We start from the raw sequence: 25,429 nt of genomic DNA on the forward strand, positions 1-25,429 counted from the left end.
GGCGCTGCGCCGGCAATGCGATATGGATTGTATCTTGCCGGCGCGAGCATTCTGCTCGCCGCCGCTCCCGCGAGCGCGAAGACGCTGCGCGAGGCGCTTGTCGAGGCATATAACACGAACCCGACACTGACGGCCGATCGCGCCAACGTCCGCGCGATCGACGAGAACGTGCCGATCGCACGCGCGCAGGGGCTGCCATCGGCGAGCATCAACGCGCAGTATAACGAAAACGTTTACAACAACGCGAATACCCTCTCCAATCCGGCGCGGCAGCTCAATGTGCAGCCGCAGGTGTCGGTGCCGATCTATGCCGGCGGGGCGGTGCGCAACTCGATCAAGGCGGCCAAGACGCGAGTCGATGCCGGCCGGCTGAGCCTGCGCGACACCGAAGCGAGCGTTTTCAGCTCCGTCGTCGGGGCGTTCATGGACGTGCTGCGCGACGAGGCAATCGTGGCGCTCAATGCGCAGAACGTGCACGTTCTCGACGTTAACCTTCAGGCGAGTCGCGACCGGTTCCAGGTCGGGGACCTAACCCGCACCGACGTCGCGCAGTCGGAGGCGCGACTGGCGCTCGCACGCAGCCAGTTGCAGAGCGCACAGGCGCAGCTGATCTCCAGCCGCGAGAATTACATCCGCTACGTCGGCACCGCCCCGGTCGGGCTCGAGCAGCCACCGGTGCTTCCCAACTTGCCGACTGATCCTGAAGCGGCGGTTGACGTCGCGCTTAAGGACAATCCGGCCTTGCTGTCGGCGCAGAAAAGCCGTGACGCCAGCGTCTATGACGTCGGTACCGCCGCTGCGCAGCGCCTGCCACGCCTGAACGCGGTGGCGAGCGGGACATATTACGATTATTTTGGATCGCTCGGCTCCGCGACGCAATTCGGTATCTCGCAGAGCGGCAAGTCTGCTGCGCTCGGGCTGCAACTCAGCCTTCCGTTGTATCAGGGCGGCGGTCCGACCGCGCAGATCCGTCAGGCGCAGGCGCGCCGCGGGCAGGCGATAGAGCAAGTTACCGAGGTCGAGCGTAACGTGATCGCTCAGACTCGGTCGGCCTATGCCGTGTGGAAATCCTCGCTAGAGGTGATCGCGTCCAGCGAGACAGCGGTAAACGCCAACAAGCTGTCGCTGGAGGGTGTGCGCGCTGAAAACAGCGTGGGCAGCCGCACCATTCTCGACATCCTCAATGCCGAGCAGGAGCTGCTGAACTCCCAGATCACGCTCGTCTCGGCGCAACGTGATGCGTACGTCGCCGGTTTCTCGTTGCTGGCGGCGATGGGCAAGGCCGAATCGCGCGACCTTGGGCTGGACGGCGGGGCGCTGTACGACCCGACGCTGAACTACAAGCGCGTCAGCCACACCATTTGGGACTGGGCGCCCGCGCCGGCGCCGAAGCCGGTTGCGACCTCGACCGCCGCGACCCTCCCCCAAACCGCGATTGTGACGAAGCCACTTGACCCGTTTCTCGATACACCAGTTGACAGCACTGCTACAAATCAGGGAAACAGCACGGTCAGAAAACGTTAACCATAGTGCGGGGGCAAAAAGGTTGATCGCGATGGGTGATATCAGCGCAGAACCATCGATGGAGGACATTCTGTCTTCGATCAAGCGTATCATCGCCGAAGAGGGGGATGTGAGCGCCGGGCGGTTGCGCCGGCCGAACCGTGCCGCCGGTGGACGCCCATTGCCGCTGACTCAGCCGCGTGAAGTGCTCGAACTCAGCGATCCCGTCGATTATGACGATCAAGACGAAGCGGAGGAAGCAATGCCCGCGACTCGGCCCAAGATGAACACGCCCGAACCCGAACCGGTGCAGTTCGCCGATGCACTTGCCCAGGCGAGATCGGAAGCACCCGCGCAGGATATGCCCAAGCAAGCACCTCAGCCGACATCGGCGGAACCTTTGTTGTCGCGCGGTGCCGAAACCGCGACGCGTGGACCGCTGGACGCGCTGTCACGCCTTGTCGTCAAGCCGGAGGTGTCCGGGTCCGACACGCTCGAAGGGATGGTACGCGAGATGTTGAAACCGATGTTGCGTGAGTGGCTCGATTCGCATCTCCCCGCCATGGTCGAGCAGATGGTCGCAAAGGAAATCGCGCGGATCACCAGCCAAGGGCGGTGATCGTGCGGTTCTCGCCTGCCGGTGTCGTTCGCACGGGCAGGGCGGGCCTCTTGTTGAGGCACTACGGTCATCAAGAAAACGGCTTCGCGTTGCGAACGGCGAAAGCAGCCCGTGGACCGGAAGCGTATTGCTGACATGGCGTCAGCCAAGCCGCCGTGCCAAGTTCCGATATTCCGGCTTTAGTTGGCGCCGGTCCTACACGGCACTCATAGCGTCGCGAGCAACAACGGCCACAGCATCATCATAATGCCGGCCAGGCTGACGAGGAACACGAGCGAGCGCACATAGGTGATCCCGGCCGCATAGATCGGCAGATACGCCACCCGCGCGACCAGCCACACCACCGACCCCGCTGCGGTCCAGCGCGTGTGAATGCCGGCCAGACCGAGCAGCGCCACCAGCGCGATCACCAGTGGGAACGTCTCGAAGAAATTGCCCTGTGCGCGCATCAACCGGCCGACCATCGGCGTTGGCGGCGGCATATCCGTGTCGCGGTTGCCGGCGTTCCAGGCGGTGCCGTATTGCGCTGTGCGCACGGTCGATGCGGCGAAGATGTGAACTAGCGCCAGCACGCAGCCCCAAGCCAGAACGGCATATTCTGTGTGCATCCGGTGATCCTTGCATGCGGGTGTCATCGCCTCAATGCACGGGCAGAGGAGAGGTTGCTTTCATCTGCGGTTCAGCTTGGCCGGATACATTTGCCACCGTTGTTCAACATGCTGAGGAGACAGCCATGAACCTGTTCTCGAAAATCGCGCTGGCCGGAGTCGGCACGGTGGCGCTCGCGGGCAGCGCGTTTGCTGCCGAGCGATCGATGCACGTGATGAACATCGACCTGCCCGACGGTTCGGTCGCGCACGTCCGCTATTTTGGCGACGTGGCACCCAAGGTCGAACTGGTGCCCGTATCTCAGGCGGTGCCGGTCGCGCTGATCGATCCGCGCGTGGCATTCGCCGGCTTCGACCAGATGTTCGCCGATTTCGATCGCCAGCAGGCCGAGATGCTGCAGCACGTCGCGGCGATGCAGACTGCGGCGGTGCCGACTAACGGCAAGCTCGATCAGTCGGCGGTGAAGGCGCTGCCGAACGGCGGCGCGGTCAGCTATTCGTACACCTCGTACAGTAGCGGCGGTGACGGGAAGAGTGGCGGCTGTACGCAGAGCTACCAGATGACCTCCTACGGCAACGCGCAGCCGAAGGTGGTTTCGCAAAGCACCGGCGATTGCGCCCATGCCGCGAGATTCAGCACCGCACCCACCCCGGCGAAGGCGCCTGCGCCCGCGCCGCAACCCAAGACGGTGCCGCACGATGCGGTCTGATCGGGACTGACAAAGCGATAGCAAGGGCGGTGCGGCAACGCGCCGCCCTTTTCATTTGCTCGTGCGGCGGTAAACGCGGGGCATGAGCGAACTTCCCAAAACCTTCGACCCCGCCGAACTCGAGCAGCGCTGGTACGCGCATTGGGAGGCGAACGGCCTGTTCCGCCCCGATCGCCCCGGTGCGGAGCCGTGGACAATCGTCAACCCGCCGCCCAACGTGACGGGCTCGCTGCACATCGGCCATGCGCTCGACAATACGTTGCAGGATATCCTTGCGCGGCATGCCCGGTTGAAGGGCAAGGATGCGCTTTGGGTGGTCGGCACCGACCATGCCGGCATCGCCACGCAGATGGTGGTCGAGCGGCAGATGGCACAGCACGGCCAGAAGCGCACCGATTTTGCTCGCGAGGATTTCGTCGCCAAGGTGTGGGACTGGAAGGCAGAGAGCGGCGGCGAGATCACGCAGCAGTTGCGGCGGCTCGGCTGTTCGATGGACTGGAAGAATGAGCGCTTCACCATGGACGAGGGCTTTTCCAAGGCCGTCCTCAAGGTGTTCGTCGATCTTCACAAGGAGGGGTTGCTGTACCGCGACAAGCGGCTGGTGAACTGGGACCCGGGCCTTGGCACCGCCATCTCCGACCTCGAGGTCGAGACGCGAGAGATCAAGGGCGGGTTCTGGCATTTCCGCTACCCGCTTGCCGACGGTGTTCGCCTCGCGGACGGGCGCGACCATATCGTCGTCGCCACGACCCGGCCCGAGACGATGCTCGCTGATATGCGGGTTGCGGTGAACGCCGCCGATCCGCGCTATCAGTCCGTGATCGGCAAGTTCATCGAGCAGCCGATCACCGGGCGACGTATCCAGATCATCGCGGACGACCATGCCGATCCCGAACTGGGCTCGGGCGCGGTGAAGATCACGCCGGGGCATGATTTCAATGATTTTGAGGTCGGCAAGCGTGCCGGCATCGAGGCGCGCGACATGCTCAACATGCTCGATGCCGCCGCCAACGTCGTACAGACCGTCGATGGCCTGGTACCGGCTGAATTCCTCGGGCTGCACCGCTTTCGCAAGGACAAGGTCGACGGTGCGCGCGAACTGGTGGTCGCGCGGATGAAGGAACTGGGCTTCCTCGTCACGCATCTCGACAAGGAGGACGCGGAGCACGACTTTGAACCGCGTACCATCCAAACGCCGTATGGCGACCGCTCGGGCGTGGTGATCGAGCCGTGGCTGACCGACCAATGGTATGTCGATGCTGCGACGCTGGCGAAGCCCGCGATCGAGGCGGTGCGCTCGGGCGCGATCAGGATCGTGCCGAAGACATGGGAAAAGACGTTCTTCAACTGGATGGAGAACATCCAGCCGTGGTGCGTCAGCCGGCAACTGTGGTGGGGGCACCGCATCCCAGCGTGGTTCGGCGATGACGGCAAGGTCTATGTTGCGCTAACCGAAGCGGAAGCACGCGCTCGGGCGCCGGAGGGCGTTACACTCACGCAAGATTCTGACGTTCTTGACACATGGTTTTCTTCAGCGCTGTGGCCGTTCGCGACGATGGGCTGGCCGGACGACACGAACCCGACGCTCCACGGTCGCTACCCCAATGACGTGCTGATCTCCGGCTTCGATATCCTGTTCTTCTGGAACGCACGCATGATGATGCAAGGTCTGCACTTCATGAAGGATGTGCCGTTCAAGACGCTCTACCTGCACGGCCTCGTCCGGGCGGCGGACGGGCAGAAGATGTCCAAGTCGAAGGGCAATGTCGTCAATCCGCTTGGGCTGATCGACCGCTACGGCGCGGATGCTCTGCGCTTCTTCATGGCGGCGATGGAAAGCCAGGGCCGCGACATCAAGATGGATGAGAAGCGCGTCGAGGGCTATCGCAACTTCGCGACCAAGCTGTGGAACGCCGCGCGCTTCTGTCAGGCGAACGGGATCGTTGCGAGCACCACGCTGGAGGCGCCCGCCGCTGTCCTCGCAGTCAACAAATGGATCATCGCCGAAACGATCGAAACGGTGCAGGCGGTCGATCTCGCGCTCGCCGATTACCGCTTCGACGGCGCGGCAAACGCGATTTATCAGTTCGCATGGAGCCGGTTCTGCGACTGGTACATCGAACTCATCAAGCCGCTGCTCGGCCAGATGGACGCGCCCGCGAGCGGTGCGGAGGCGGATGAAACGCGCGCGATGGCGGGCTGGGTGCTCGACCAGATCCTCGTGCTGCTTCACCCGTTTATGCCGTTCATCACTGAGGAGTTGTGGTCGAAGACCGGCGCCCGTGAGAGCGAACTGATCGTCGCGCACTGGCCGATGGCGGATGCGCGCGCGATCGATCCGGAGGCGCGGCGCGAGATCGACTGGCTGATCCGGCTGGTGAGCGAAGTGCGCGCGGCGCGGACCGAACTCAACATCCCGCCGGGTACGCGGATGCCGTTCCACGTCCGCGATGCGGGCGCGGAGACACAGGCGCGGATCGCGCGGCAGCAGGCGGTGATTGCCCGGCTCGCACGGATTGACGTGGCCGAGGGTGAAGCGCCCGCCGGTGGTGCGGCACAGGTGGTGATCGACGAAGCGACCTTTGTCCTGCCGCTTGCCGGCGTGATCGACCTTGATGCCGAACGCGCGCGGCTCACCAAGGGCATTGCGGCGGCGGAGAAGGAGCGGGATGCGCTGGCCGGACGGCTTGGCAATGCGAGCTTCGTCGAGCGTGCCAAGCCAGAGGCGGTCGAGAAGGCGCGCGCGGACCATGCCGAGAAAGCGGCCGACGCGGAGCGGCTCGGCGCGGCGCTGGCGCGGCTCGGGTAAGTCGCGCCCACCGCTACCACCCGTTCCGGTCGAGCGATGTCTAGACGCTTTGCGGCGCATGTGCGGCTTGTCGCTCGAAACGAACGGAGCGGGCGGCAGGACGCATGCCACGGGCCGGACTTGTCGCCGCGCCCTCTATCCCCGGTCCCCGCGCCCGCCTATCCACGAGCTTGAAGAACGAGGGGATGCACGCTTGGCACAACCACCGAACGGACGGGGCCGGGACCTGACGACCGGGCCGATCGGCTGGACGCTGCTCGCCTTCGCGTTGCCGACACTCGCATCGAACATCCTGCAAACGCTGAATGGGTCGATCAACTCGATCTGGGTCGGGCGCTTCCTCGGTGAAAGCGCGCTGGCGGCGACGTCCAACGCGACGATCGTGATGTTCCTCACCTTCGGCGCGGTGTTCGGCTTCGGCATGGCCGCGTCGATCCTGGTCGGGCAGTCGATGGGGCGGCACGACGTCGAGGCGGCGCGGCGGGCGTTCGGGTCGGCGGTGGGGCTGGTCGTGATCGCGGCCTTTGTGGTTGCCACGCTCGGCTACGTGTTCGCGCCCGAAATTCTGCACGTGATGGCGACGCCGGGCGATGCGCAGGCGATGGCGCTGATCTACCTGCGCGTGATCTTCTTGGGGCTACCGCTGTCGATGCTCGGCCTGCTGATCCAGATGGGGTTGCGCGGCACAGGCGACGCGATCACGCCGATGTGGTTCATGGTGCTGAGCGCCTGCATCGACGCGGGGCTCAACCCGCTGCTGATTCGCGGTATCGGGCCGTTCCCGCAGATGGGCATCGCCGGCGCGGCGACCGCAACACTGATTGCGTCGGCGGTGTCGGCGGTTGGCCTCGTCGTCTACGTCTACGCGCGGGATCTGCCGATCCGGCTGCGAGGTGCCGAGTTGCGCTATCTCATCCCCGACCTCGCGCTGGTGCGGATCATCGTGACCAAGGGCGTGCCGATGGCCGCGCAGATGCTGGTAATGTCGGTATCGGGCCTCACCATGATCGGGCTGGTCAACCGGCAGGGGGTGGAGACGGCGGCCGCCTATGCGGTGTCGCAACAGCTGTGGAATTACATCCAGATGCCGGCAATGGCGATCGGCGCGGCGGTGAGCAGCATGGTCGCGCAGAACATCGGCGCGGGGTTGTGGGATCGGGTAAGCCGGATTACGCGGTCCGGCATCGTCTACAATTCGATTATCACTTTGGTCGTGATCGCCGCGATCATCCTGTTCGATCGGCCGGTCATGAGCCTGTTCGTCGCCAGTACCAGCCCGGCGATTCCGATCGCGCGGCATATCCAGCTGATCGCGAGCTGGACGTTCCTGCTGTTCGGCGCGACGATGGTATTGTTCGCGACGGTGCGGGCGAATGGCGCGACGCTGGCGCCGCTGGTGATCCTGATCGTCTCGCTGATCCCGTTCCGTATCGGCATCGCCTCGCTGGGACGGCCGTTGCTCGGCGCGGATGCTTTGTGGTGGGCGTTTCCGCTCAGCTCGGTGGTGTCGCTGGCTTTGGCCGCCTGGTACTTCCTGCGTGGCGGCTGGCGATCGCAGGTGATGGCGGTGCCCGAGCATGGCGAAACCGCCAAGGAAAGCGTCCGTGCCACCTCCGAACCGGCCGGGCGGTTGCACCCGAGCGGCTGAGGGCGCATCTGTGCAGGCATGAGCCACTATCCTGCACTTCGCCTCCGTCGCACCCGCTCGACCGCGTGGAGCCGCCGCCTCCATGCCGAAACGGTGCTGACCCCCGCCGACCTGATCTGGCCGCTGTTCATCGCCGAAGGGGAGGGCGTCGAGCAGCCGATCGCGACGCTGCCGGGTGTCTCGCGCTGGTCGATCGACGGCATCGTCGCGCGCGCGAAAGAGGCCCGGGACGCGGGGATCGCCTGCATTGCGCTCTTTCCCAACACGCCGCCGCATCTGCGCAGCGAGAACGGCCGCGAGGCGCTCAACCCTGACAATCTGATGTGCCGCGCAACCCGCGCATTGAAGGACGCGGTGCCGGAGGTTGGCGTGCTGACCGATGTCGCACTCGATCCCTATACCGCGCACGGTCATGACGGGCTGGTCGACGATGCCGGCTATGTGGTGAATGACACCACCGCCGAGATGCTGGTCGCGCAGGCGCTCAACCAGGCGGCGGCGGGGGCGGACATCATTGCGCCATCCGACATGATGGACGGCCGCATCGGCCAGATTCGCGATGCGCTGGAGGGCGAGGGGCGCGTCAACGTGCAGATCATGTCGTATGCCGCGAAATACGCGAGCGGCTTTTACGGGCCGTTCCGCGATGCGGTCGGCTCGCGCGGGCTGCTGAAGGGCGACAAGAAGACCTATCAGATGGACTCGGCCAATGCCGAGGAGGCGCTGCGCGAGGTTGCGCTCGATCTCGCCGAGGGCGCGGACAGCGTGATGGTCAAGCCCGGCCTGCCGTATCTCGACATCATCCTGCGCGTGAAAACCGAGTTCCAGGTCCCGGTGTTCGCCTATCAGGTATCCGGCGAGTATGCGATGATCGAGGCTGCGGTCGCGGCGGGCGTGGCGGAGCGCGATGCGGTGGTGCTGGAAACGCTGATGGCGTTCAAGCGTGCCGGTTGCTCGGGCGTGCTGACCTACCACGCGCTGCACGCGGCGCGGCTGCTTGGCGGATGATCGAAACGGCCCGCCTGATCCTGCGGCCGCCGCAACCGGGCGATACGGCGGCTCTGCACGCGATGTGGAGTGAGCCTCGCGTCATGGCGGATCTTGCCCCGGTCAAGTCGCCGGCGGAGAGCGCCGCGACCATCGCTCGGCACGAAGCGTACCGTGCCACCCACGGCGTCGGCTTCTGGACGACGCTACGCAAGGAAGATGGCGCGGTAATCGGCTTTTGCGGGCTGAAGCCCGGTGCCGAGGACACGCCGATCGCGGGCGAACTCGAAGTCGGCTGGATGCTGGCAGCCGATCACTGGCGGCACGGCTTCGGGCACGAAGCGGCGGCGGCGAGCGTCGCTTGGGGGTGGGCCAACCACGACGCACCGCGCATCGTCGCGATCACCGCCGCGCAGAACGCCGCCAGCCGCGCTTTGATGGTCCGGCTCGGCATGGTCCACACCGCAGCGCTCGACTTCGAGCATCCCAAGTTTGCCGCGGATGACCCGCGCCGCGCGACGGTCACCTACGCAGTCGAGCGGCCCTGATCGAATCGCACCGGTGCGTTACTTGCCGGGCAGCATCGCCTGGATTGCTGCGATCCGGTCGACCTCTGCGGTAAGCTGCGCCTCGCCGCGGGCGTGCAGGGCTTCGAGCGCGGGGTAGGGCGGCTTTGCGTCACGCGCGCGGCCGATCGCCAGTTCATCGAGGTCGGTTACCGCGCTCGACGTCGCCGCGCGAAAGCTGTCCAGCTTGGCGAGCGCGGTCTGCGCCGTGATCCAGCGCTCGCCACCCGGCGTATCGCCGCGCGCCGCGCGTACCGCCCGCTCCGCCGTGTCGGCGGCGGGCGTAAAGCCGGTGTCGGTGGTGGCAAGTGTCTTGGCATAGGTAACAAGCGTCGCATCGAGGCTCGGGTCCGGTACCGCCGAAGCCGACGCCGCGGCGACCGGCTCGGCATTGCTGCGCCGTTCGATCGGGCGCGGTTGCAGCGAGGGATAGCGCGATACGCGCTGCTCGACGCAACCGGTCGACAGCAGGGCGGCCGACAGCATCGAAGCGGAGAGCACGAGACGATTTTTCATGGCGCTTGCTGTATTCTCCACAAAAGAATCGCGCAACGCACTTGCGCGACCCAAAAAGCGGTCGTAAAGGCGACCTCCCAGCGCACCCGTAGCTCAGCTGGATAGAGCATCAGACTACGAATCTGAGGGTCGGGCGTTCGAATCGCTCCGGGTGCACCATTGATTTTCCACAGAAATGTGGGCGAAAGCCGGGCCAGAAATGGTCCGGCTTTTTCGTGCTAACAATCACCGGGTAAGCACTGAATATTTTGGCCGCCGCTATTTGCGTCGGCCTATGGGGCTTTGGGAACTCTCTTGTGAAAACTTACGCGGTTGCGGCGGCGGCCTCGTGCCGCTGATGCTCTTTGGTCTCATAGACTTCGGTACGGTTTTCGGTGACAAGCTTGCCAGAACGCATTTCTAACGGTGTTTCCCACCTTGATGTCTCGATACCTTGGGCGCGTGATAGATGCTGGACAAATGCCTACTGAACGGCGTGGTGTTGTGCTGCTTCCCTGCCGCTACGTTGGAGCGGTGATTTGAGACCACCACACCGCCCCGTATCTAGTGCACCGTACCGTAGACGGAAACGGAAAGCTGACGCTAAGCAAGAAGCCTCGGGCAAGCCGTACCGCGATCTCTATGATTGGTTAGTTTTCATAGTGGGGGTGTTGGGTGTGGTCGGCGTCGCGATCACGATCTGGATCACCTTGCAGTCGAATGCCGAAAACGGAAAAGACACGGCGGCTGCAATTAGCCAGATGGCATCCATTGCCAAGTCAATGGCTAAACAGCAAACGGCTTTGATAAGGCAGGCGGATGCGACAGCGGCTGCTGCGCAAGCAACGACCAATTCATCTATCGCTATCGAGCAGCAAACTGACGCTGTAAAAAACAACGTCAACGTTGCGCGTAGTAGCTTGAAGTTAGCTAATTCAGGCGATGCTGCTCTTGTGAACGAAGGGCTGCAGGATCTTGGTGTGGGTCATAGATACAAAGTGAATGTTACTATTGTAAATACCGGACGTAACCCAATAAGCAATGTATTTGTGAAAGCCGCTGCGAGCTTTCGGAAGGAGGCTGACATTCCCGACATTGCCACAGTATCATATTCCACACTTCCGAATGCACACATACTTTCTATTGGAGGGCGCAATGGAGTCACTCTCACCGGAAACGACGTAGTAACGCAGCAAGTCTATGACGCCTTTAAGCGTGAAGATTTTGGTTTGATGGTAGTCGGCGCGGCGCAATTCGAAGACGCCAATGGGCTGCATCATAGATACTCTTGTACATTCTATCACGCAGATCCTTTGATCGCGACTGGGTGCATCGTTGGTAACGATGACTAAGCATACGCAAGCATGCAGGAACTGACCCTCGCCGTCGTTGGCATCGACTTTCCAAACGAGAACGGCAGCAACCGCCGGTCCGAGGCGATGATGACGCCGCCGGGCGCGCCGATCGAGCTGGTGCCAGAGCCGAAGAACAAGCACGACCCGAACGCGATCGCAGTCTTCAGCCCGAATGGCGTGCAGATCGGATACATCAACGCTGAGCGCGCGCCGTACGTCGGCTTGCGGATGGGCCGGGGTGAGGACGTGGTGGCAATCTTCCAGGGCATCGATGGCGGGTCGGCGTTCATCCGTGTGCGGTTCGGTGGTGGCATGCCGATCTTGCCGCCGGTGTCGGAGAAGCCTCCGGCGCTACCCCGTACACCTCGGCCCGCCCGAAGGTCGGAGCCGTATGACCCGCACGGCTTCCAGCCGGATGAGGATGGGCCTGAGTGGGGCGCTTGAGGATCGCTGAGATCGCGCAACAATCCAATGTTTCGCGCCGAAGCATGTCAAACGCTGTCACTTAGCCGTATGCTTTGGGAAAGACGGGGATTCGCATGTCATCAGTAGCGGTTTTGATCGGTAACGCTGTTTATGAGCGCGAGAACCATCTGGAATGTTGCGCGCACGACGTGGCGGCCATGCAGGCTCTACTCGAGGCGACTGGTCGTTTTGATAAAGTTCATGCGCACGTAAACGCTGATGCAGATGGCATCCGCAACGCGCTAAGGGAGGCCTTGCCGGAAGATACTCGGCATGACGAAATATTCTTCTACTTCTCCGGGCACGGTGATCAGGTCGCTAGCGAACTTTTTTACTGCGGCACCGATTACGACGGCAGACGGCCGAACGCTACGGGCGTATCCCAGAATGATTTAATAGACATACTTAGAGCCGCTACGCCGGAAACATTAGTAATGGTTGTTGACGCGTGCTTCTCTGGAGCGCTCTTGGTGAAAGATATACAGGCTTTGAAGCCCGTAAAAAAAGAGGGATTAAGGAACGTTCTCCAGTTTTCGTCATCACTTGACGATCAAACATCGCAAGGCGGAGACGTTCTCAGCGAATTTACAAGAGCTTTTCTTGAGGCAAGTGTAAGAAAGACCGAGGGTGCCGTATACTATACAGATCTTGTTAATACGTTACGGGACGACTTTCTCGGGAATGATGATCAAACGCCGTTCTTTGTCAGTCAAGGTACCGGTCGCGAGGTCTTCGTAGATGACGCAGCGAAGCTCTCCGACTTCCGAACGGAACTTAAGACAAAGTGGGCTAATCATGATGACGAGGGCCACGATGTAAGCGAGACTGATGATCAAGACGAATATGGCGCTGTTCAGGTGCTTCCTCCCCTGACGCCAAAGCAGTTGCTCGAGGCTGCTGAGGAGCAAATGGGGACAGTCGACGACGCGAAGGCTCTAACAGCCGCGTTGTTTGACGGTTTGGTCGCCGCTTTCAACGAAAGCGATTTTACCAACTTTTTTGATGCGGCCACGATCGAGCATAACGACTTCAACGAACCCGCAACACGAGATTTTATCGTCCGCGTGCTGTCTCGAGAAGTTCGGCCGGATAGGATGGTTACTGCGGAGGTGAAAACCAAGAGGCGGACTGATCACGCTTGGGCGACAGCAACTATGGGCCTTATGGCCGCGATGAATCCTGACTGGACGGAGAGCCTAGATCTAAGGCTTAATTGTAGGCTTGATCGTGCGCAATTTAAACTTACCCTTACGCCAAAATACAGAACTCTTCAGCAAATTGAGCTTGTTCTTAGTTGCGCGCCCAGCCTCGAACGTTGCTACGTCTTCGAACTGCTGACGCAGCATATGCGAACAGATTGGAACGCGTTCGCTGATGAGGGCCGGGAGATTACTCGTCGATGGTACAAAGTGGACTGGGGTGGTTCTGTGGATCGGATTATTGCCAATGCTCGGGAGGCCGTCGACAAAGCAGTTCGCGATCACATCGAGGCCGCTACGAAACGGCTCAGCGAAGGCTGAAACCCAAGTAGGGGTGGCATGCGCACCGCGTGCCAAGACGGACGGTGATTGCATGATATTATCGAGAAAGCCGTAAGCAGAATGCATTTGCTCTTCATCGATGAAAGTGGAACGCCTCCGAAGCCAGAGGCAGCCCAGCAAGGTTATTTTGTCATTGCAGGCTTGGTTATACCCGAGGACCGATGGCCTGGAATGCGGGATAAGCTCACCGGCTTGAAACGAGCTAGCGGCTATCGCGGTGAGGTGAAGTGGCGCTTCTTCGCTCCAAGTAATCGCGATGCCGACAACCCGATGCTCGAGTGGGATCCCGCGAAGAAGAACGAGTTCCGGGACCGTGTTTTTGGGATCATAACCGAAGCTAAATCCTGCAAGATCATCGCTTGTTCATCGGAGAGCTCCACAGCGTACGGATTGGGTAATTGCAACAGCCAAGACGACCTTTACTTCATGACCTACAAACCGGTGACCGAGCGATTTCAATATTTCCTTCAAGACGTCACGAGGAATAGCGGGCGAGATACTTACGGTCTCATTGTTGCTGATCATAGAGGTAAAGGTGATGATGACAGTATGCGGCAGCGTCATGAGAGATTGGTGCAGGACAGTGGCCGATACAGCTCCAAATACGCGAACTTCATTGAAGGATTGTTCTTTTCGCCTTCGCACATGAGCATTGGCGTTCAGCTCGTCGATATGGTGGCGGGTGCGATTTGGCGCGCGCAAGCGCACAATGATCGAACGTGGTTTGATCGCCTTCGGCCGTCATTCCGATCGTCCAATACGGGGCAAATCGACGGCTACGGAATAGCGCGCTTTCCTAAACAAGGCTGGCGGGGAACGGTTCTAGATTAGACGCCGGGTGAAGCCGTAGCCTCAACGTGCTAGATGACGCACTCCCGGCACCGATGATATAGGCCTGCACTCACTACCGGGCAATGAAGGAAATTCGCGCGGCGCGAATTATCGCTGTTGATCACGAGACGAACATTGCTTCGACGATAGCCTGCATCAGCACGCCCCGTGGCACCGGCACGCTGACCGACGTATAACCGGCGTTCACCGCGCGCCGAACGCCATACAGCCCAGCCCACTGCCGCCCGTGTTGGCGCCATGCACGCTGCAACGCCGGCACTGGAAGCAGCACGCACGTTCCCGCTGGCGCATACGCATAGGCCACGAAATCGCAGGCCAGCGGCTTCTGTACCCAACCAGGCTTGCGGCGCGCTTCGTCCGACCAGCGCTCCAGCAGGACGTCAGGCCAGTCCTCGGTGCGGATCTTCTCATCAACGGTAAACGTCCGCCCGCACGCCAGCGTCAGCAGACGGTCAATTCCTGCCCGCTGCGCCCAGCCGTCTTGCTGGATCGCGACGGCCGACATGAGCGTCGGGAAGGCGCGGCGGTAGATCGGTAGCCAGAACTCCTGACCATGCTCGGCGGCGAGCGCGTTGCTGTCCTCAAACCTATGCACACGCGCGAAACCCGCCGTCCGCGTGTGGCGGGCGACGGGTCGATGTTGCGGTAGCTGACCGGGTGCCAGCACCTGCTTCGCGGGATTATTCGTAGGCCTGCTCCTGTTCAGCGTCTTGGGTGTCTTCGTCATCCTCGCGGAGGTGTTCGAGGTCGGGATCTCCTTCGATCTCGTCCATGCGGTCGATCATCTGCTGCGTGAGCCGGGCCAGCTCAGCGCGGGATAGCGAGGGCATCAGGGCGAACACGGCTGCGGTCGAGCCGGATTGATCCGGCCGCTTCCACGCTCGGCGTCGCGAACGACGCCAGGCGATCCGATCGGCGCCCTTCGGCTCGTGCAGGGGGGTGACGCGCGATGCCATCACGCGTTCTCCTTATCAGGCACGTCATGCTTGAGCAGGTGCGCTGGCACGCCGCCGAGTTCGGCGAACTTGCCCTCCCAGTAGGCTCGCATCGAAGGCGCCACCGAACGCTTCGCCGGGTTGTCCGACGCTTCGTACTCGTCGCACATCTCCAGCTTGGCGAGGGTGTCAATCAGGTCGCGGCTGCGGTGCACGCGATCCCCCGGGAACGGGATGATCCACGCGCTCATGCGGGCTCTCCATTCTGCCGGCGCTCAATCACCGTCTTGATCGCCTCCTGCCGGTCAGGCTTACCGACGATCTGCGCCATGACGCTGGTGAGAGGCTCGCCGTCGCAACCGTCGACAAGGAAGGCGAGCCGTCGGCCGGACATGAGCGCATAGCCGCCGCCAATTTCGGCGAAGGCGGAGAGCCATAGCTGCGGGTCGAAGCGGAGCTGCGGTTGGATGGGGTTCAGCATCCTGCTGCCTCCATCACCATAAGCGACCGCAGGGCAGCGAGGGCAAGCCGGCCGCTCCAGTCGCACGGCCCATGCTCGCCAGCCTCTATAGCAGCGAGGTCGCCACGTTCGTACGCATCAACGTCGCTCTGCTGCGTCAGGCTGTGAAAGACGGCGCACGATAGCTGGATCATTGCACCGCGTGTGGTGGCGGCGGTGGCGCTGCGGATTTCGGCCTCGGCCGCGTCGATCACCGCCCAAAGCTCAGCCTCGCCGGGGCCGTAGCCGTCGATCACGGGTTCGTTCTCGATCGGCAGCGCGTTGTAAGCCGCGTATGCCGTCTGACGGCGTTCCCATGCCGCGATTATGGCCGCGTCGGGGTTAATGGTCGTCATCATCATGACTCCACCACGCCGGTGCGGAGACGGCGGGCACGCGAGATGCGGGCGGCCGTCTCAGCGATGGCGGCCCCAATTTGCGCCACATCGGTTCTCACCTCGGCGCACATGAAGTCGAACAGCGTGTTGATGGCGAGCTGCACCAGTGCGGCACCGGCATCGTCTGGCGCATCCTCGTTGATGCGCTGATCGTGCGCGCAGAGGATGTGGAATTGAAGGATCAGAGCTTCCGACCAGGTATCCGGCACTTGATGAAGAATGGCGTCTCGCAACGCGTCAGCCTCCTGCATCAGTGTCTTGCAGGCATTGCGATAGCAGTCGGCGGCATCTTCAGACTGGCGGCGAGCGCTCGTCTCGGCCAGATCGACAGCGTGGCACTCGGCCTGCGCGGCTTCGTAGCGGGCGTGTAGCGCCGCGATCAGCGAAGAGGTGGAGGTTGCTTGTTCCATGCTCATGCCTCCAGCTTCGAGAGGCGGCGGACATCAGCGAGGATGGCAGCCAAGCGTTCCAACGGAACTTCAAAGCCTGCGTAATCGCTAGCGATGATCTCGATCTTCTCGCAAAGCTGCTGCGGCGTTCTCACAGCGTAGGCGACGACGGCGTCGAAGGCTTCGCAGTATGCATCGAGCGCCTCTGAGGCGTGATCTTCCGCCGGACCTTCGATCTCGCGCCGCAGCGCGTCCCACTCTATCTTCCACGCAGCGTGATCGCGCTCGTAGCAGGCCCACGCTGCCACGTGCTTCGGGGCGTCGGCACTTGCCTTGATCTCGGCAATGGTCATCATGCTGATGTCTTTTGGAAGTCCAGAGCTGGGCTTTTGCGGCTCCGGTGGGAGGCTCTCGCACGCTGCGTGAAACCGAGCGGTAGCTTCATCATCCGCGTCGGATGCAGCGTTGGAAGCTGCTCGCTTCTGCCGATAGGACGCGACGAGGCGGTCCCAATCTTCGCTAAGAGGGCGGGGGAGTGCGATGCACGACGCACCAGCAACAACCGGCATAGCAAGAATGGCGGTGCCGAGTATGGCGCGGCGGCTAGTATGTACAGTCATCGGATCAGCCCTCCGCCAGCAGGCGGCGGGCATCGGCAGCCAAAGCTCCGAGCATTGTCGCTTCGATCGCGAACGCCCCGTGAGCGCTGGCCAGATACTCGATCTTCGTCAGCATCGCGCCCTGATTGGGCGCGGGTGTAATGATGAGCCGGTCGATTGCACGGGAGTGCTCGGCGAATGCGTCGTCGACGGCACCGTCACTTTCTTTCATGGCTTCGATCGCCGCCTGCGAGCTGCGGCAGGCGGACAAAGCTGCGTCCCAAGCTGTCGGGCTTGGAGCAGGGGAATAGATCGAAGCAGACGTCGGTAAGTGCGCGATCTTGGCCGGACGCACGTCGGCTGTTATGGTGTTCATAGCCTATCACCTCTTATCCAGGTGTTGCGGTTAGGGCCGGGGGAAAGCTCCAACTTTCCCTCGGCCTGCGACTCTGATATCAGAGTTTCTATGGATGATCAAGAAACTCTGATAACAAAGAAACGTGGCCCTAAGCCGACTGGCATCGGGACACTGATCGGGGTGCGAATGCTGCCGGAACTGCTGGCGGCGCTTGATGAGTGGATCGAGCGGCAAGCTGATCCGAAGCCATCCAGACCAGAGGCTGTACGACGCATTCTGTGGGACGTTCTGCGGCGCAAATAACCGCTGGGTTTATCGGTCGTCCGCAGAGGTTATCTGCCGTGAGGACGCAGCGCGTGCGCTGTGCTTCGAACTGGCCTGCGCGGCTTTCATTCCAATGCTCAGTTACATAAATCATCCAAATCGCTACTAGGCTTAGCGAATTCGCAGCAATGCCCCTGAAATTTGAAGGCGTTTTATCACGCGCAACAATATTTTAGGGGGGTGGTTGCGTAAGAAAGGGCACAGCTCGACAATATATCGCGAACAGGAGGTAGTCGCGATGGAGCCCTTTGGTATCTTGACCTTTGATAATCGGGGGCCGGTAAAGTCCTGGTCGCGGCTGAGCGCCATCAGTTCCCACAACACGCGCGCGTTCCCCGAACCGCATTGTGATCCGCATGCGCCGTCACCGGCTCATATCTGCGGAAGCGGCGATCTGGTCAACGACGTGAAGCAGTTGCTTCGTCAGCATGGCATTGATCCGGCGCAGCTCAGGAAGAACGCCTGTATCGCCCACGAAGTCATCTTGACCGCTACTCGTAGCTTCTTCGTCGCAGGCGCTGGAAACGATGCCCAATCCCGGTTGGGTTGTTGGATCGGCACTGCCTATCGCTTTGCTTGCAAGCATTGGGGCGAGAACCGCATTGCGTCCATGGTGCTGCACGTCGACGAGCACACCCCGCACCTGCACGTGGTGCTCGTTGGGCTCGTTCAAAAGGTCTTCAAGCGCTGGCCCGAGCGGGGCATTGCCTGGACGCTCAACGGGCGCGTCATCAGTGGCCCTGGCGAATACCAGCGAGCGCACGACGCCTACGCCGAGGCTATGGCGCCCCTTGGACTAAGGCGCGGGCGGCCTGGCGGCGGCGCGAAGTACCGGCCCTATGCTGCCGAGTTGGAAGAACTCGACGCTGCCAAGAAGGCGTCGATCGAAGCTGCTGATGCAGCCGCATCGGCGGAGCAGGGCGCGCGGCGCTTGTCCGCGAGATTAGCAGAAGAACTCGCACAACAGGAGCAGACCAAAATGGACATCAAAGATCGCGAGTCGCGGGTTGCGGCGGCTGAAGCTCGATTCCGCCTGCGCGAAGAGGTGGCCAAGCGGGCTTGGCCGGACATCAACACCGCCCGGGCCGCCGTCGCCGCCGCTGAGGAGGCGGCGCAAATGGAACGGCGTGACGCCGCGCTGGATCGGATCGCCGCGCGTGAGGAACGCGTTGCTGCCGAAGCGGAACGGGTAGCTGCCGACAATGCGATGGATGTGTTGCAAGACACGATTGAACTAGCGATCGACCTCATACAGGCTCTGCGGACGGTCCCGCTGAAAGAGCTTCCTCTTGCGGCGCTTCGGGTTCTGCGAAGCGCCGGCATGCTGGCACAGGCTGCGGAACCGGTAGAGGATGACTCCGATACTCTGCCTATCCCTTTGAGGGAGCGCCTTAATCAAAAGTATTACGGGCGATAGCGCCGATCAGGGATGTCGTTAGCGGCAATCACCCATGCGGTATTGTCGCCAGTATTTATCCCAGCGGATAGCCGCCCCGGCGGCGATCGTGGCGCATGACAACGATCGTCCATCCGGAAGAGTGCACCGCGCTACAACACGCTTGTAGCTCGTCCCCATTGGCAAGCAGGTGAGCCGCTTACCTAGCACCAGGCGCGAGACGATCTGCTGCGACCGGGCCGCCGCACGATCGTCACACTTGTAGTTCGCCCGGCGACAGTCCGGCCGGCGGCATGGTTCTGCGCTGGTAAAGTCCGGCGCCTGGATGCCGGCCACGCGGATCTTCTGACCCGATCGGCACCATAGCGGGCCATCGCCATCATGGACGCGGGTGACGATACAGGTGAACGGGGCGGTGGTGACGGTTGGCGCCATGTCAGATCGCCATCAAGTCGCTTTCGGCGTCATCAATCGCGGCGAAGGCATCACCGTCAGCCTGCTGGCTTCGCAGGTGCGCGCGAACAGCCTCAGGATCGCCGTTCTTGGGGAAGGTGCGATCGGCGCGAGCAGCATCGGCGATGCCGTCTACCCAGTCACCACGATCTCGCTGCGTCAGCAACCATCGTCCGAACGGCATCGCCGGCGCCTGCTGCTCATCCTCATAATCGGTCATCTGCGACTCCTGCGTCTCACCATAACGGGCATCGCACACGATGAATGTTCCTGCAATGTTCTTGCGAATCGGTTCGGCTTGCGCGTAGCTATCGGCCTACGCCGGCATGGCGAACCGACATTGATGGAGCTTGGGATGCAGCACGATCTGCAACTGCGTGCGGCTGCGCGCGTGATTTATGACGCCTGCTATCCAAGCGAGGAATGGACGCCGGTCGGTTTCGATGACGCCGAGCGGTTCAAGACGGTGCACTATCGTCAGGCGGTTGGCGCCGCTCAGCAGGCACGCGCTGTGCTGGTGGATCGCGCAGACCAGCCTTCGCTGTTCACAATGACGCCCGCACACGCCTGACAGCTGTGGACGCGATTGAGAAGGTGAATTGGCTGGCTCATCGCTGGCCGATCAAGAAGCGGACCCAGCCCTACGGCGGCTGGACGATCCACATGGGCGAGATCGAGGGCAACCGCATCCTCCAGGCCACTGATGGCGGCGAGTACGACGACAAGCTGAAGCGTCAGCGGCCAATGTGTCTAGCGCGGTTCATTGCAGGACAGCGCGCGGTCCATCCGGCCGTCGTGTTGGTAGTGGCGGACGCATATCGCCTCGGACGCATTCCGCCCGAGCTGTGGTGCGGCTACGATGTGATGCACCTCATGGACCTACCGGCGATCACGCTGCTTTCGGCAAAGGCCCGCGCGGTGTTTCCCGCTTGGCCAACGGCAATGATCCGCGTTGTTCGCGAGGAAACATTGCCGGGTCTCGGGCTTACCGCCGCGCCAGACGCACGCCGCCCGAAGCTGCGCGCGGTTGCGTGACGTGGGCCGCTACGACGCCGATGGCGGTCAGGTGCCGACGACGCTGTTCGAAGCGGCGGCATTCCATCGGACGATCAAGGCGCGATGCCCCTGCGGGCGCGAGGCCGTATTCCACGCCGCTGCGCTATGGTGGCTGTTTCAGCGGCGACGGTGGCCGACTCACCTTGACTATGTGCCCGAGCGTCTGCGCTGCATAAGCTGCGGTCAACGCGGCGTTGCGGTGATTGTGGGGCGGGAAGCGCCGACTGTAACGAGCCTGCTGATGCCGGACGAGCGTGAGTGGAAACGGGCGGTCAGCCGGTTTCGGTCATAGATCCGCTTCGCTTGATAGATGTGTTAGTTCACTTGGCTTGCTCAGAACCTAATCATGGTGCAGTTTCGCACACGTGATCCCGATCCCGCACCTCAGCTTCGATCTCCATATCGACACAAATGAGATGATCGAGCGGGGCCGTCTCGCTGCTCTCTTGGAAGCGATCGAGAACGAGGTGCGCAATCGCGGCTTTGCCGGGCCGCACGCTGTGTTGTTGGTGGGCGCGATCCACCATGGAAGTGTGGAACTGCGGCTAGGAGTCGCTGGCGTTGCAGTGGGTGGTTTGAGCGCGCTTATGGCGGTGCCCGCGTTCCTCATCAGTCTAAAGGACATGACCCGCGACCCCAGCCCTCAGCCTAACGCCGTGGCTGCAACGATCGCCGAAGTGATGAGCGGAGATGGCGCGCAAAAAGTCGAGTTTCGCTACGGGGATAAGGTCGTCACTATCAAGCGAGATGACGTTCCCTACTATAAGCGCATCAAGAGCGATATGCCCGGTTACGAGGCGGCGTCCTTGATGGATCACGATCGCTTTGCAGATCATGACGATGATGATGATCGCTCGCATGTTGATGACGAAGATCAAGATTGGCTTCCAGACCTAAGAGCTTCAGACCACCCACCGCGCGAGGTTGCCGAGGCACCGGTCGGACAAATTGCTGCGCTGAGGTTGGTCGGCGAGTTCGAGCGCATTGAGCGTAAGAATGGCAACGTAGAGTGGCGGTTTGTCCCCAGAGATCGAACTTTGAGCCAATATTTCATAGTAACTAGTCACGCCTACGATCCTGAGCCAATGGAAATGGCGGAATACGAGGTCATCGGCAACATCACGCTCGATGGAGATGGCCCAGGCCGAATCGAGGTTTTGTCTATAATGCCACCGGGGGATGCATTACTGACCCTTCGCCGCTAGCATCGCTGAGGCGAGTGTTGCTGAGCTTCCCGCCGCCTCCACAGGTTCAGATCAGCTGCGGAGACTCACGAAAAGTCTTCCGCTTCACCCAAGGTTCGCTCGTCCGCTCCATGGCGACCAGGTGATCCGGAAAGCATCGCGCCTGGAACGTCAGCGCATCATCGTAGCTGCCGTGCAACCACTGGTCCCACTCGTCGGCGTGCAGCAGCACTGGCATGCGGTCATGCACCGGCCGGATTGCCTCATTGCAGTCGGTCATGACGCCGGAATAGACCGGCCCCCACTCGGCGCTGTCACGCCATAGCCCCGCCCAGGCAAACACCGGCTGATCGACCACGCTAAACCACGTCCGCGTTTTGGCGCCTTTCGGCCCCTCGGCTTCCGCGAAGGCGGTGAGCGGGATCAGGCACCGCCATTGAGGCTTCGCGGCCAGACCCTTCCACATCGGCTTGGCGAGGTCGGCGATGTTGTTGACGGGCTTCGGCTTCGCGGTCGGTGGCATGGTCTTCAAGCGCAGCGGAAAGCCCCACGTCATCGATTGCATGATGCGTCGGCCGTCGTCCTCGCGGATCACCAGACCGGGCGCGCCGGGGTAAACTTCCTCGCCAGCGTTCGATGCCGCCGCTTCGACCCTGCCGAAATGCTCGGCGAGTTCCGCGGCCGACAGCCGCAGTGTGTAAAGATTGCACATGCGCTCAAGTTACCTCGGCAACGGGTAGGCGCAATGTCTGAAGGTGGTGGTGAACGGTTCGGCAGCTTGGGCCCGCCGCGGCGGTGACGGTCGTGGTGGTCCCCAGGGGGTCAACCGATCGAGCGGGCAAGCCTCAGGAACAGCTGGATCACCGCTTCGGCGGGCGGTCCAACTAGACGCTCGACGATGTTGGCCTGTGGAAGCGCCATCGGCAGTAGCACCAGCAGCCCGATCACGAGCAGGATACCGAACCGGCCAAGCTTGGCATAATGATAGGCCAGTCGCCGCGGCAGGATGCCTTCAACCACATGGCCGCCGTCGAACGGCGGCAGCGGCAGCAGGTTGAACAGCGCCAAGAAGACGTTGACGAGCAGGAAGTTAAAGAGGTTGGCGAGCAGGAAGGCGGTGACGCCGGGGGGCGAGGATCCGCTTACGGCCGCGCCGGCGAATCCCAGCGCAATCGCGGCGAGGGCCGCCAGTGCAAGGTTCATTCCCGGCCCGGCGAGCGCCACCAGCACCATCCCCAAGCGCGGGTTGCGCAGCCGCTGCGCGATTACCGGCACCGGCTTCGCCCAGCCGAATACCGGCGCACCTGCGATGGCGAGACTCAAGGGCAGGATGATGGTGCCGACCGGATCGACATGGCGGATAGGATTGAAGGTTAGACGCCGGCGCTCGGAGGCCGTCGGGTCGCCCAGCCATTTCGCGACCCAACCGTGGGCGACTTCGTGGAAGACGATCGCGATCACCAAGGGAATAATCCACACGGCGGTGCGGTAGAAAATGTTGTCGGGGTTCATGGGTCGAATATGGCGTGTCGGGGGCAACGGCGCCACCGGTGCGCAGAGATCCATTCGGGTCAATCCTGCTGAGCCGCTCAATGTCGTTTTTTGGGCGACTTCCGACACGCAGCTATTTGCCGCCGCCTACCGTCCCCCAATTTGCCATCAGCACGATAGGGTTGATGCAGTCTCTCGATTGTACGGGCTGAAAGTTGCTGCCCTTTCGGTTACACACGGTGATTCTCAGTACCGCCCTTCCCAACCGCCTCGAGCTCGGCTAGCCGATCCAAAATATACCCACTTTCAATGTAGTCTTCCGCAAGCCGAACCCCCAGCGAGTCAAGGATAGCTCGCGCTGCGGCATGCGTCTCGAGCACATCTTTGTCCCAGCTCATAACGCCGTTGAAATACGAACCGAACGTCGCGAACACGTTGTCAAAATGGTCGTTGCGAGCTTTCGCCGGAGCGCGACGCGTCGCCCCGTTTTTCACCAGACCGAGAAGTTGGATGAGGTGGCAGAGGGCGTAACGCCATGTGAAATGGTAGTACTGTGCGGGTGGGTCGGGCAGGCGGAACTTGGCAGGATGACCCAGGGCCAGATCTGTGGCGACGGCATGAATCATTTGTAAGATCAGAATGCGGGCCGACTGCGAGATGGTTTCTCCCGCCCCCATGCGGCGCAGGTCGTCCGGGCTGAACTGGTCTCGGAGCTGGGCCAAAGTTTCCGCCTGATCGCCGAACGCGATCTCTGCCCTATCGACCCTCTCCTGTGCCCAGCCTCGGCGTTTAGCCAACTGCTTTCGCATTCCGACGTCGCCGCGTTGCGCCGCCGCTATCGCTTCGCAAAACTTGGGAAAGGATCGGGTAACGTCTCGATCGATAAATCTGTTGGAGATCGCTGCTAATCGGGCATCAACCGCAGACACATATCTGTTCGTACGCAAGACGAGCACTTGCCGCGGATAGCGACTTAAGACTGAATAGGCGGCGAAGACCGCATCCAGACTTCTCGGCTTGAATATCTCGGCAATAGTGTGCTCGGGTAAAACGGCCGAATTTTTGACATCGGCCTCTAGGAACAGCTCAAGCTCTGGTGTCTCTAAGCTGTTCGTGTCGATAACAACGCGCATCAATCGCCTGACTGACCGCGAATTGTCATCACGAGCGACCTTCAAAATGCGCGCGCAGTCGGATCGACCTTCTGGCATTCACCCGAATAGGACCCGACTTTCCCGTCCAGCGACACCGTGCCGGTCCGCCGATCAAGCCGGACATTCGGGTGATTGATCAGGTTTACCATCACCTTACCCGTGATGTAATCGTCACCCACCACGAGGTCTTTCACGCTGAACCAGCCGCCGTCCCCGCCATGCGCGGGCGGTAAGAAACGACGGGGGACCCGCGCCATTGCCACGCCGCCGACAATGTTGAAATCAAACTGGTCTTCGAAATCTTTGTGGCTGGTCCGCGTGCCGAACGCGCTGAACGAATTCCCATTCGAACCGAAGCCGAGCGCCGACGCGCTATTGACGACCTTGCGCTCGCCGACCCCGCGGCAAACAAGGTGTAGTTCAAGCCCCGCAGCCGGTGGCGAGGCTCCGACCGCAACTGCCTGTGCCAACCAATTCATCCAGATCATTGCGCCCCCGCATGACAGTCGCGCCAGCCCTTAGCCGTCGCTATCAGCGTAGAGCGTACGATGCTGGGGTTGCAACGACAACAGGCACCCTACAGGTCAGCAACGAAACCCACGAGAAGTGCCTCGCCCCGGTAGAGGGCAGGAGTCGTATGCTCGCGCTGAAAGACTGTCTGATCCGACCCCATCATATGCTCGCATCGGAGTGCGTCGGGATGGGTGGCAAGGTTTGCTTCCTGGTCGGCACATATCTGATCAGCGGAAGCATTCAGCCTCTCCCATGTCGCCATATCCGAGCGTGCGATGGTGAACGCGATGACGGGCACAACGAGCAGTGACGCAACGACCCAAAGCCTAAACCAACCCCTCCAACGCATTGCTATCTTCCCCGCGCAAAATACCAGCGTTAACAGATTAAGCGTACAGGCAGCGTCTGCACCGTCAATGGTTGGCGAAGGTCCTTGAAGGCTGTAACTAGCCGGCGTGATCTTCGCTTCTATCATCGCAGCCTCTACGGGCGCGGCCCTTAGCCAGTCGCTTATCTTCGGCT

At 61.8% G+C, this 25,429-nt stretch carries 30 protein-coding genes and 1 tRNA gene; 17 read left to right on the forward strand and 14 right to left on the reverse strand.

The genetic code is table 11. From position 1 onward, the window contains the following. Window positions 1-15: 15 nt before the first annotated feature. Window positions 16-1,524: a TolC family outer membrane protein gene (locus tag OXR00_RS00855; protein ID WP_267386132.1), complete on the forward strand. Its 1,509-nt coding sequence runs from the start codon at window positions 16-18 to the stop codon at window positions 1,522-1,524. After that, the gene (locus tag OXR00_RS00860; RefSeq protein ID WP_346731973.1) at window positions 1,451-2,122 is read left to right on the forward strand and encodes a DUF2497 domain-containing protein; all 672 of its coding nucleotides are present in this window, start codon (window positions 1,451-1,453) and stop codon (window positions 2,120-2,122) included. The genes OXR00_RS00855 and OXR00_RS00860 overlap by 74 nt, the downstream gene beginning before the upstream one ends. 206 nt (window positions 2,123-2,328) lie before the next feature. On the opposite strand, the gene OXR00_RS00865 is transcribed toward OXR00_RS00860, so the two are convergent. Further along, entirely contained in the window at window positions 2,329-2,730 is a 402-nt protein-coding gene (locus OXR00_RS00865) for an MAPEG family protein (RefSeq protein ID WP_267386133.1), read from the reverse strand. Between the two features lie 125 nt (window positions 2,731-2,855). Between OXR00_RS00865 and OXR00_RS00870 the strand changes: the two genes are divergently transcribed. From OXR00_RS00870 to OXR00_RS00890, 5 genes are all read left to right on the forward strand, one after another. Next, the gene (locus OXR00_RS00870) at window positions 2,856-3,440 is read left to right on the forward strand and encodes a hypothetical protein (protein ID WP_267386134.1); all 585 of its coding nucleotides are present in this window, start codon (window positions 2,856-2,858) and stop codon (window positions 3,438-3,440) included. A gap of 82 nt (window positions 3,441-3,522) precedes the next feature. Beyond that, on the forward strand, window positions 3,523-6,249 hold the full coding sequence (locus OXR00_RS00875; RefSeq protein ID WP_267386135.1) for a valine--tRNA ligase: 2,727 nt from the start codon (window positions 3,523-3,525) through the stop codon (window positions 6,247-6,249). 193 nt (window positions 6,250-6,442) lie between these two features. Continuing rightward, window positions 6,443-7,897 carry an MATE family efflux transporter gene (locus tag OXR00_RS00880; protein WP_267386136.1) on the forward strand — a complete coding sequence of 485 codons (1,455 nt, stop codon included), beginning with the start codon at window positions 6,443-6,445 and terminating at the stop codon, window positions 7,895-7,897. 18 nt (window positions 7,898-7,915) lie between these two features. Beyond that, complete coding sequence (hemB, locus tag OXR00_RS00885; RefSeq protein ID WP_267386137.1) at window positions 7,916-8,905, forward strand: porphobilinogen synthase; 990 nt, start codon at window positions 7,916-7,918, stop codon at window positions 8,903-8,905. Beyond that, window positions 8,902-9,432, forward strand: a complete 531-nt coding sequence (locus OXR00_RS00890; protein WP_267386138.1) for a GNAT family N-acetyltransferase — start codon at window positions 8,902-8,904, stop codon at window positions 9,430-9,432. Before hemB ends, OXR00_RS00890 begins: the two co-directional genes overlap by 4 nt. An 18-nt stretch (window positions 9,433-9,450) precedes the next feature. Here OXR00_RS00890 and OXR00_RS00895 read toward each other — a convergent pair whose 3' ends face one another. Then, window positions 9,451-9,966 (reverse strand): hypothetical protein, encoded by a 516-nt coding sequence (locus OXR00_RS00895; RefSeq protein WP_267386139.1) that lies wholly within the window; start codon window positions 9,964-9,966, stop codon window positions 9,451-9,453. Window positions 9,967-10,048: 82 nt separating this feature from the next. On the opposite strand from OXR00_RS00895, the gene OXR00_RS00900 reads away from it, so the two are divergent. From OXR00_RS00900 to OXR00_RS00920, 5 genes are all read left to right on the forward strand, one after another. Further along, window positions 10,049-10,125 (forward strand) — tRNA-Arg (locus OXR00_RS00900). 491 nt (window positions 10,126-10,616) lie between these two features. Further along, window positions 10,617-11,297, forward strand: a complete 681-nt coding sequence (locus OXR00_RS00905) for a hypothetical protein (protein WP_267386140.1) — start codon at window positions 10,617-10,619, stop codon at window positions 11,295-11,297. A 12-nt stretch (window positions 11,298-11,309) separates the two neighbouring features. After that, window positions 11,310-11,744 (forward strand): HIRAN domain-containing protein, encoded by a 435-nt coding sequence (locus tag OXR00_RS00910; protein WP_267386141.1) that lies wholly within the window; start codon window positions 11,310-11,312, stop codon window positions 11,742-11,744. A gap of 95 nt (window positions 11,745-11,839) precedes the next feature. After that, a complete protein-coding gene (locus OXR00_RS00915; protein ID WP_267386142.1) occupies window positions 11,840-13,285 on the forward strand; it encodes a caspase family protein in 1,446 nt (481 codons plus the stop codon). Window positions 13,286-13,333: 48 nt separating this feature from the next. Continuing rightward, window positions 13,334-14,137 (forward strand): DUF3800 domain-containing protein, encoded by an 804-nt coding sequence (locus OXR00_RS00920; protein ID WP_267386143.1) that lies wholly within the window; start codon window positions 13,334-13,336, stop codon window positions 14,135-14,137. A 121-nt stretch (window positions 14,138-14,258) separates the two neighbouring features. Here the strand turns inward: OXR00_RS00920 and OXR00_RS00925 are convergent, their stop codons facing one another. From OXR00_RS00925 to OXR00_RS00960, 8 genes are all read right to left on the reverse strand, one after another. Next, the gene (locus tag OXR00_RS00925; RefSeq protein ID WP_267386144.1) at window positions 14,259-14,753 is read right to left on the reverse strand and encodes a hypothetical protein; all 495 of its coding nucleotides are present in this window, start codon (window positions 14,751-14,753) and stop codon (window positions 14,259-14,261) included. Window positions 14,754-14,838: 85 nt separating this feature from the next. After that, window positions 14,839-15,114 (reverse strand): hypothetical protein, encoded by a 276-nt coding sequence (locus tag OXR00_RS00930; protein WP_267386145.1) that lies wholly within the window; start codon window positions 15,112-15,114, stop codon window positions 14,839-14,841. After that, complete coding sequence (locus tag OXR00_RS00935; RefSeq protein ID WP_267386146.1) at window positions 15,114-15,344, reverse strand: hypothetical protein; 231 nt, start codon at window positions 15,342-15,344, stop codon at window positions 15,114-15,116. Before OXR00_RS00935 ends, OXR00_RS00930 begins: the two co-directional genes overlap by 1 nt. Beyond that, window positions 15,341-15,574: a hypothetical protein gene (locus OXR00_RS00940; RefSeq protein ID WP_267386147.1), complete on the reverse strand. Its 234-nt coding sequence runs from the start codon at window positions 15,572-15,574 to the stop codon at window positions 15,341-15,343. The genes OXR00_RS00935 and OXR00_RS00940 overlap by 4 nt, the downstream gene beginning before the upstream one ends. Beyond that, the gene (locus OXR00_RS00945; RefSeq protein ID WP_267386148.1) at window positions 15,568-15,951 is read right to left on the reverse strand and encodes a hypothetical protein; all 384 of its coding nucleotides are present in this window, start codon (window positions 15,949-15,951) and stop codon (window positions 15,568-15,570) included. The genes OXR00_RS00940 and OXR00_RS00945 overlap by 7 nt, the downstream gene beginning before the upstream one ends. Further along, a complete protein-coding gene (locus tag OXR00_RS00950) occupies window positions 15,951-16,400 on the reverse strand; it encodes a hypothetical protein (RefSeq protein WP_267386149.1) in 450 nt (149 codons plus the stop codon). The genes OXR00_RS00945 and OXR00_RS00950 overlap by 1 nt, the downstream gene beginning before the upstream one ends. Before the next feature lie 2 nt (window positions 16,401-16,402). Then, entirely contained in the window at window positions 16,403-16,735 is a 333-nt protein-coding gene (locus OXR00_RS00955) for a hypothetical protein (RefSeq protein ID WP_267386150.1), read from the reverse strand. 268 nt (window positions 16,736-17,003) lie between these two features. After that, window positions 17,004-17,249, reverse strand: a complete 246-nt coding sequence (locus tag OXR00_RS00960) for a hypothetical protein (RefSeq protein ID WP_267386152.1) — start codon at window positions 17,247-17,249, stop codon at window positions 17,004-17,006. 195 nt (window positions 17,250-17,444) lie between these two features. Here OXR00_RS00960 and OXR00_RS00965 point away from each other — a divergent pair, with 195 nt between their 5' ends. The 5 genes from OXR00_RS00965 to OXR00_RS00985 all read left to right on the forward strand — a co-directional run bounded on the left by OXR00_RS00965 (window position 17,445) and on the right by OXR00_RS00985 (window position 21,770). Beyond that, entirely contained in the window at window positions 17,445-17,639 is a 195-nt protein-coding gene (locus tag OXR00_RS00965; protein ID WP_267386153.1) for a hypothetical protein, read from the forward strand. A 259-nt stretch (window positions 17,640-17,898) separates the two neighbouring features. Further along, entirely contained in the window at window positions 17,899-19,077 is a 1,179-nt protein-coding gene (locus OXR00_RS00970) for a plasmid recombination protein (RefSeq protein WP_267386154.1), read from the forward strand. A 787-nt stretch (window positions 19,078-19,864) separates the two neighbouring features. Beyond that, window positions 19,865-20,080: a hypothetical protein gene (locus OXR00_RS00975; RefSeq protein WP_267387108.1), complete on the forward strand. Its 216-nt coding sequence runs from the start codon at window positions 19,865-19,867 to the stop codon at window positions 20,078-20,080. 23 nt (window positions 20,081-20,103) lie between these two features. After that, on the forward strand, window positions 20,104-20,544 hold the full coding sequence (locus tag OXR00_RS00980; RefSeq protein WP_267386155.1) for a hypothetical protein: 441 nt from the start codon (window positions 20,104-20,106) through the stop codon (window positions 20,542-20,544). Between the two features lie 386 nt (window positions 20,545-20,930). Continuing rightward, entirely contained in the window at window positions 20,931-21,770 is an 840-nt protein-coding gene (locus OXR00_RS00985; RefSeq protein ID WP_267386156.1) for a hypothetical protein, read from the forward strand. Window positions 21,771-21,816: 46 nt separating this feature from the next. On the opposite strand, the gene OXR00_RS00990 is transcribed toward OXR00_RS00985, so the two are convergent. The 4 genes from OXR00_RS00990 to OXR00_RS01005 form a co-directional block, all read right to left on the reverse strand. Then, window positions 21,817-22,461, reverse strand: a complete 645-nt coding sequence (locus tag OXR00_RS00990) for an SOS response-associated peptidase family protein (RefSeq protein ID WP_267386157.1) — start codon at window positions 22,459-22,461, stop codon at window positions 21,817-21,819. Between the two features lie 110 nt (window positions 22,462-22,571). Then, window positions 22,572-23,261, reverse strand: coding sequence for a site-2 protease family protein (locus tag OXR00_RS00995; RefSeq protein ID WP_267386158.1), 690 nt, complete (start codon window positions 23,259-23,261; stop codon window positions 22,572-22,574). A 209-nt stretch (window positions 23,262-23,470) separates the two neighbouring features. Continuing rightward, complete coding sequence (locus tag OXR00_RS01000) at window positions 23,471-24,373, reverse strand: hypothetical protein (RefSeq protein WP_267386159.1); 903 nt, start codon at window positions 24,371-24,373, stop codon at window positions 23,471-23,473. 41 nt (window positions 24,374-24,414) lie between these two features. Then, window positions 24,415-24,882, reverse strand: a complete 468-nt coding sequence (locus OXR00_RS01005; protein ID WP_267386160.1) for a hypothetical protein — start codon at window positions 24,880-24,882, stop codon at window positions 24,415-24,417. Window positions 24,883-25,429: the final 547 nt, after the last annotated feature.

Origin of the sequence: Sphingomonas sp. GC_Shp_3, assembly GCF_026540945.1 — a bacterium.
Taxonomy (GTDB): Bacteria; Pseudomonadota; Alphaproteobacteria; order Sphingomonadales; family Sphingomonadaceae; genus Sphingomonas.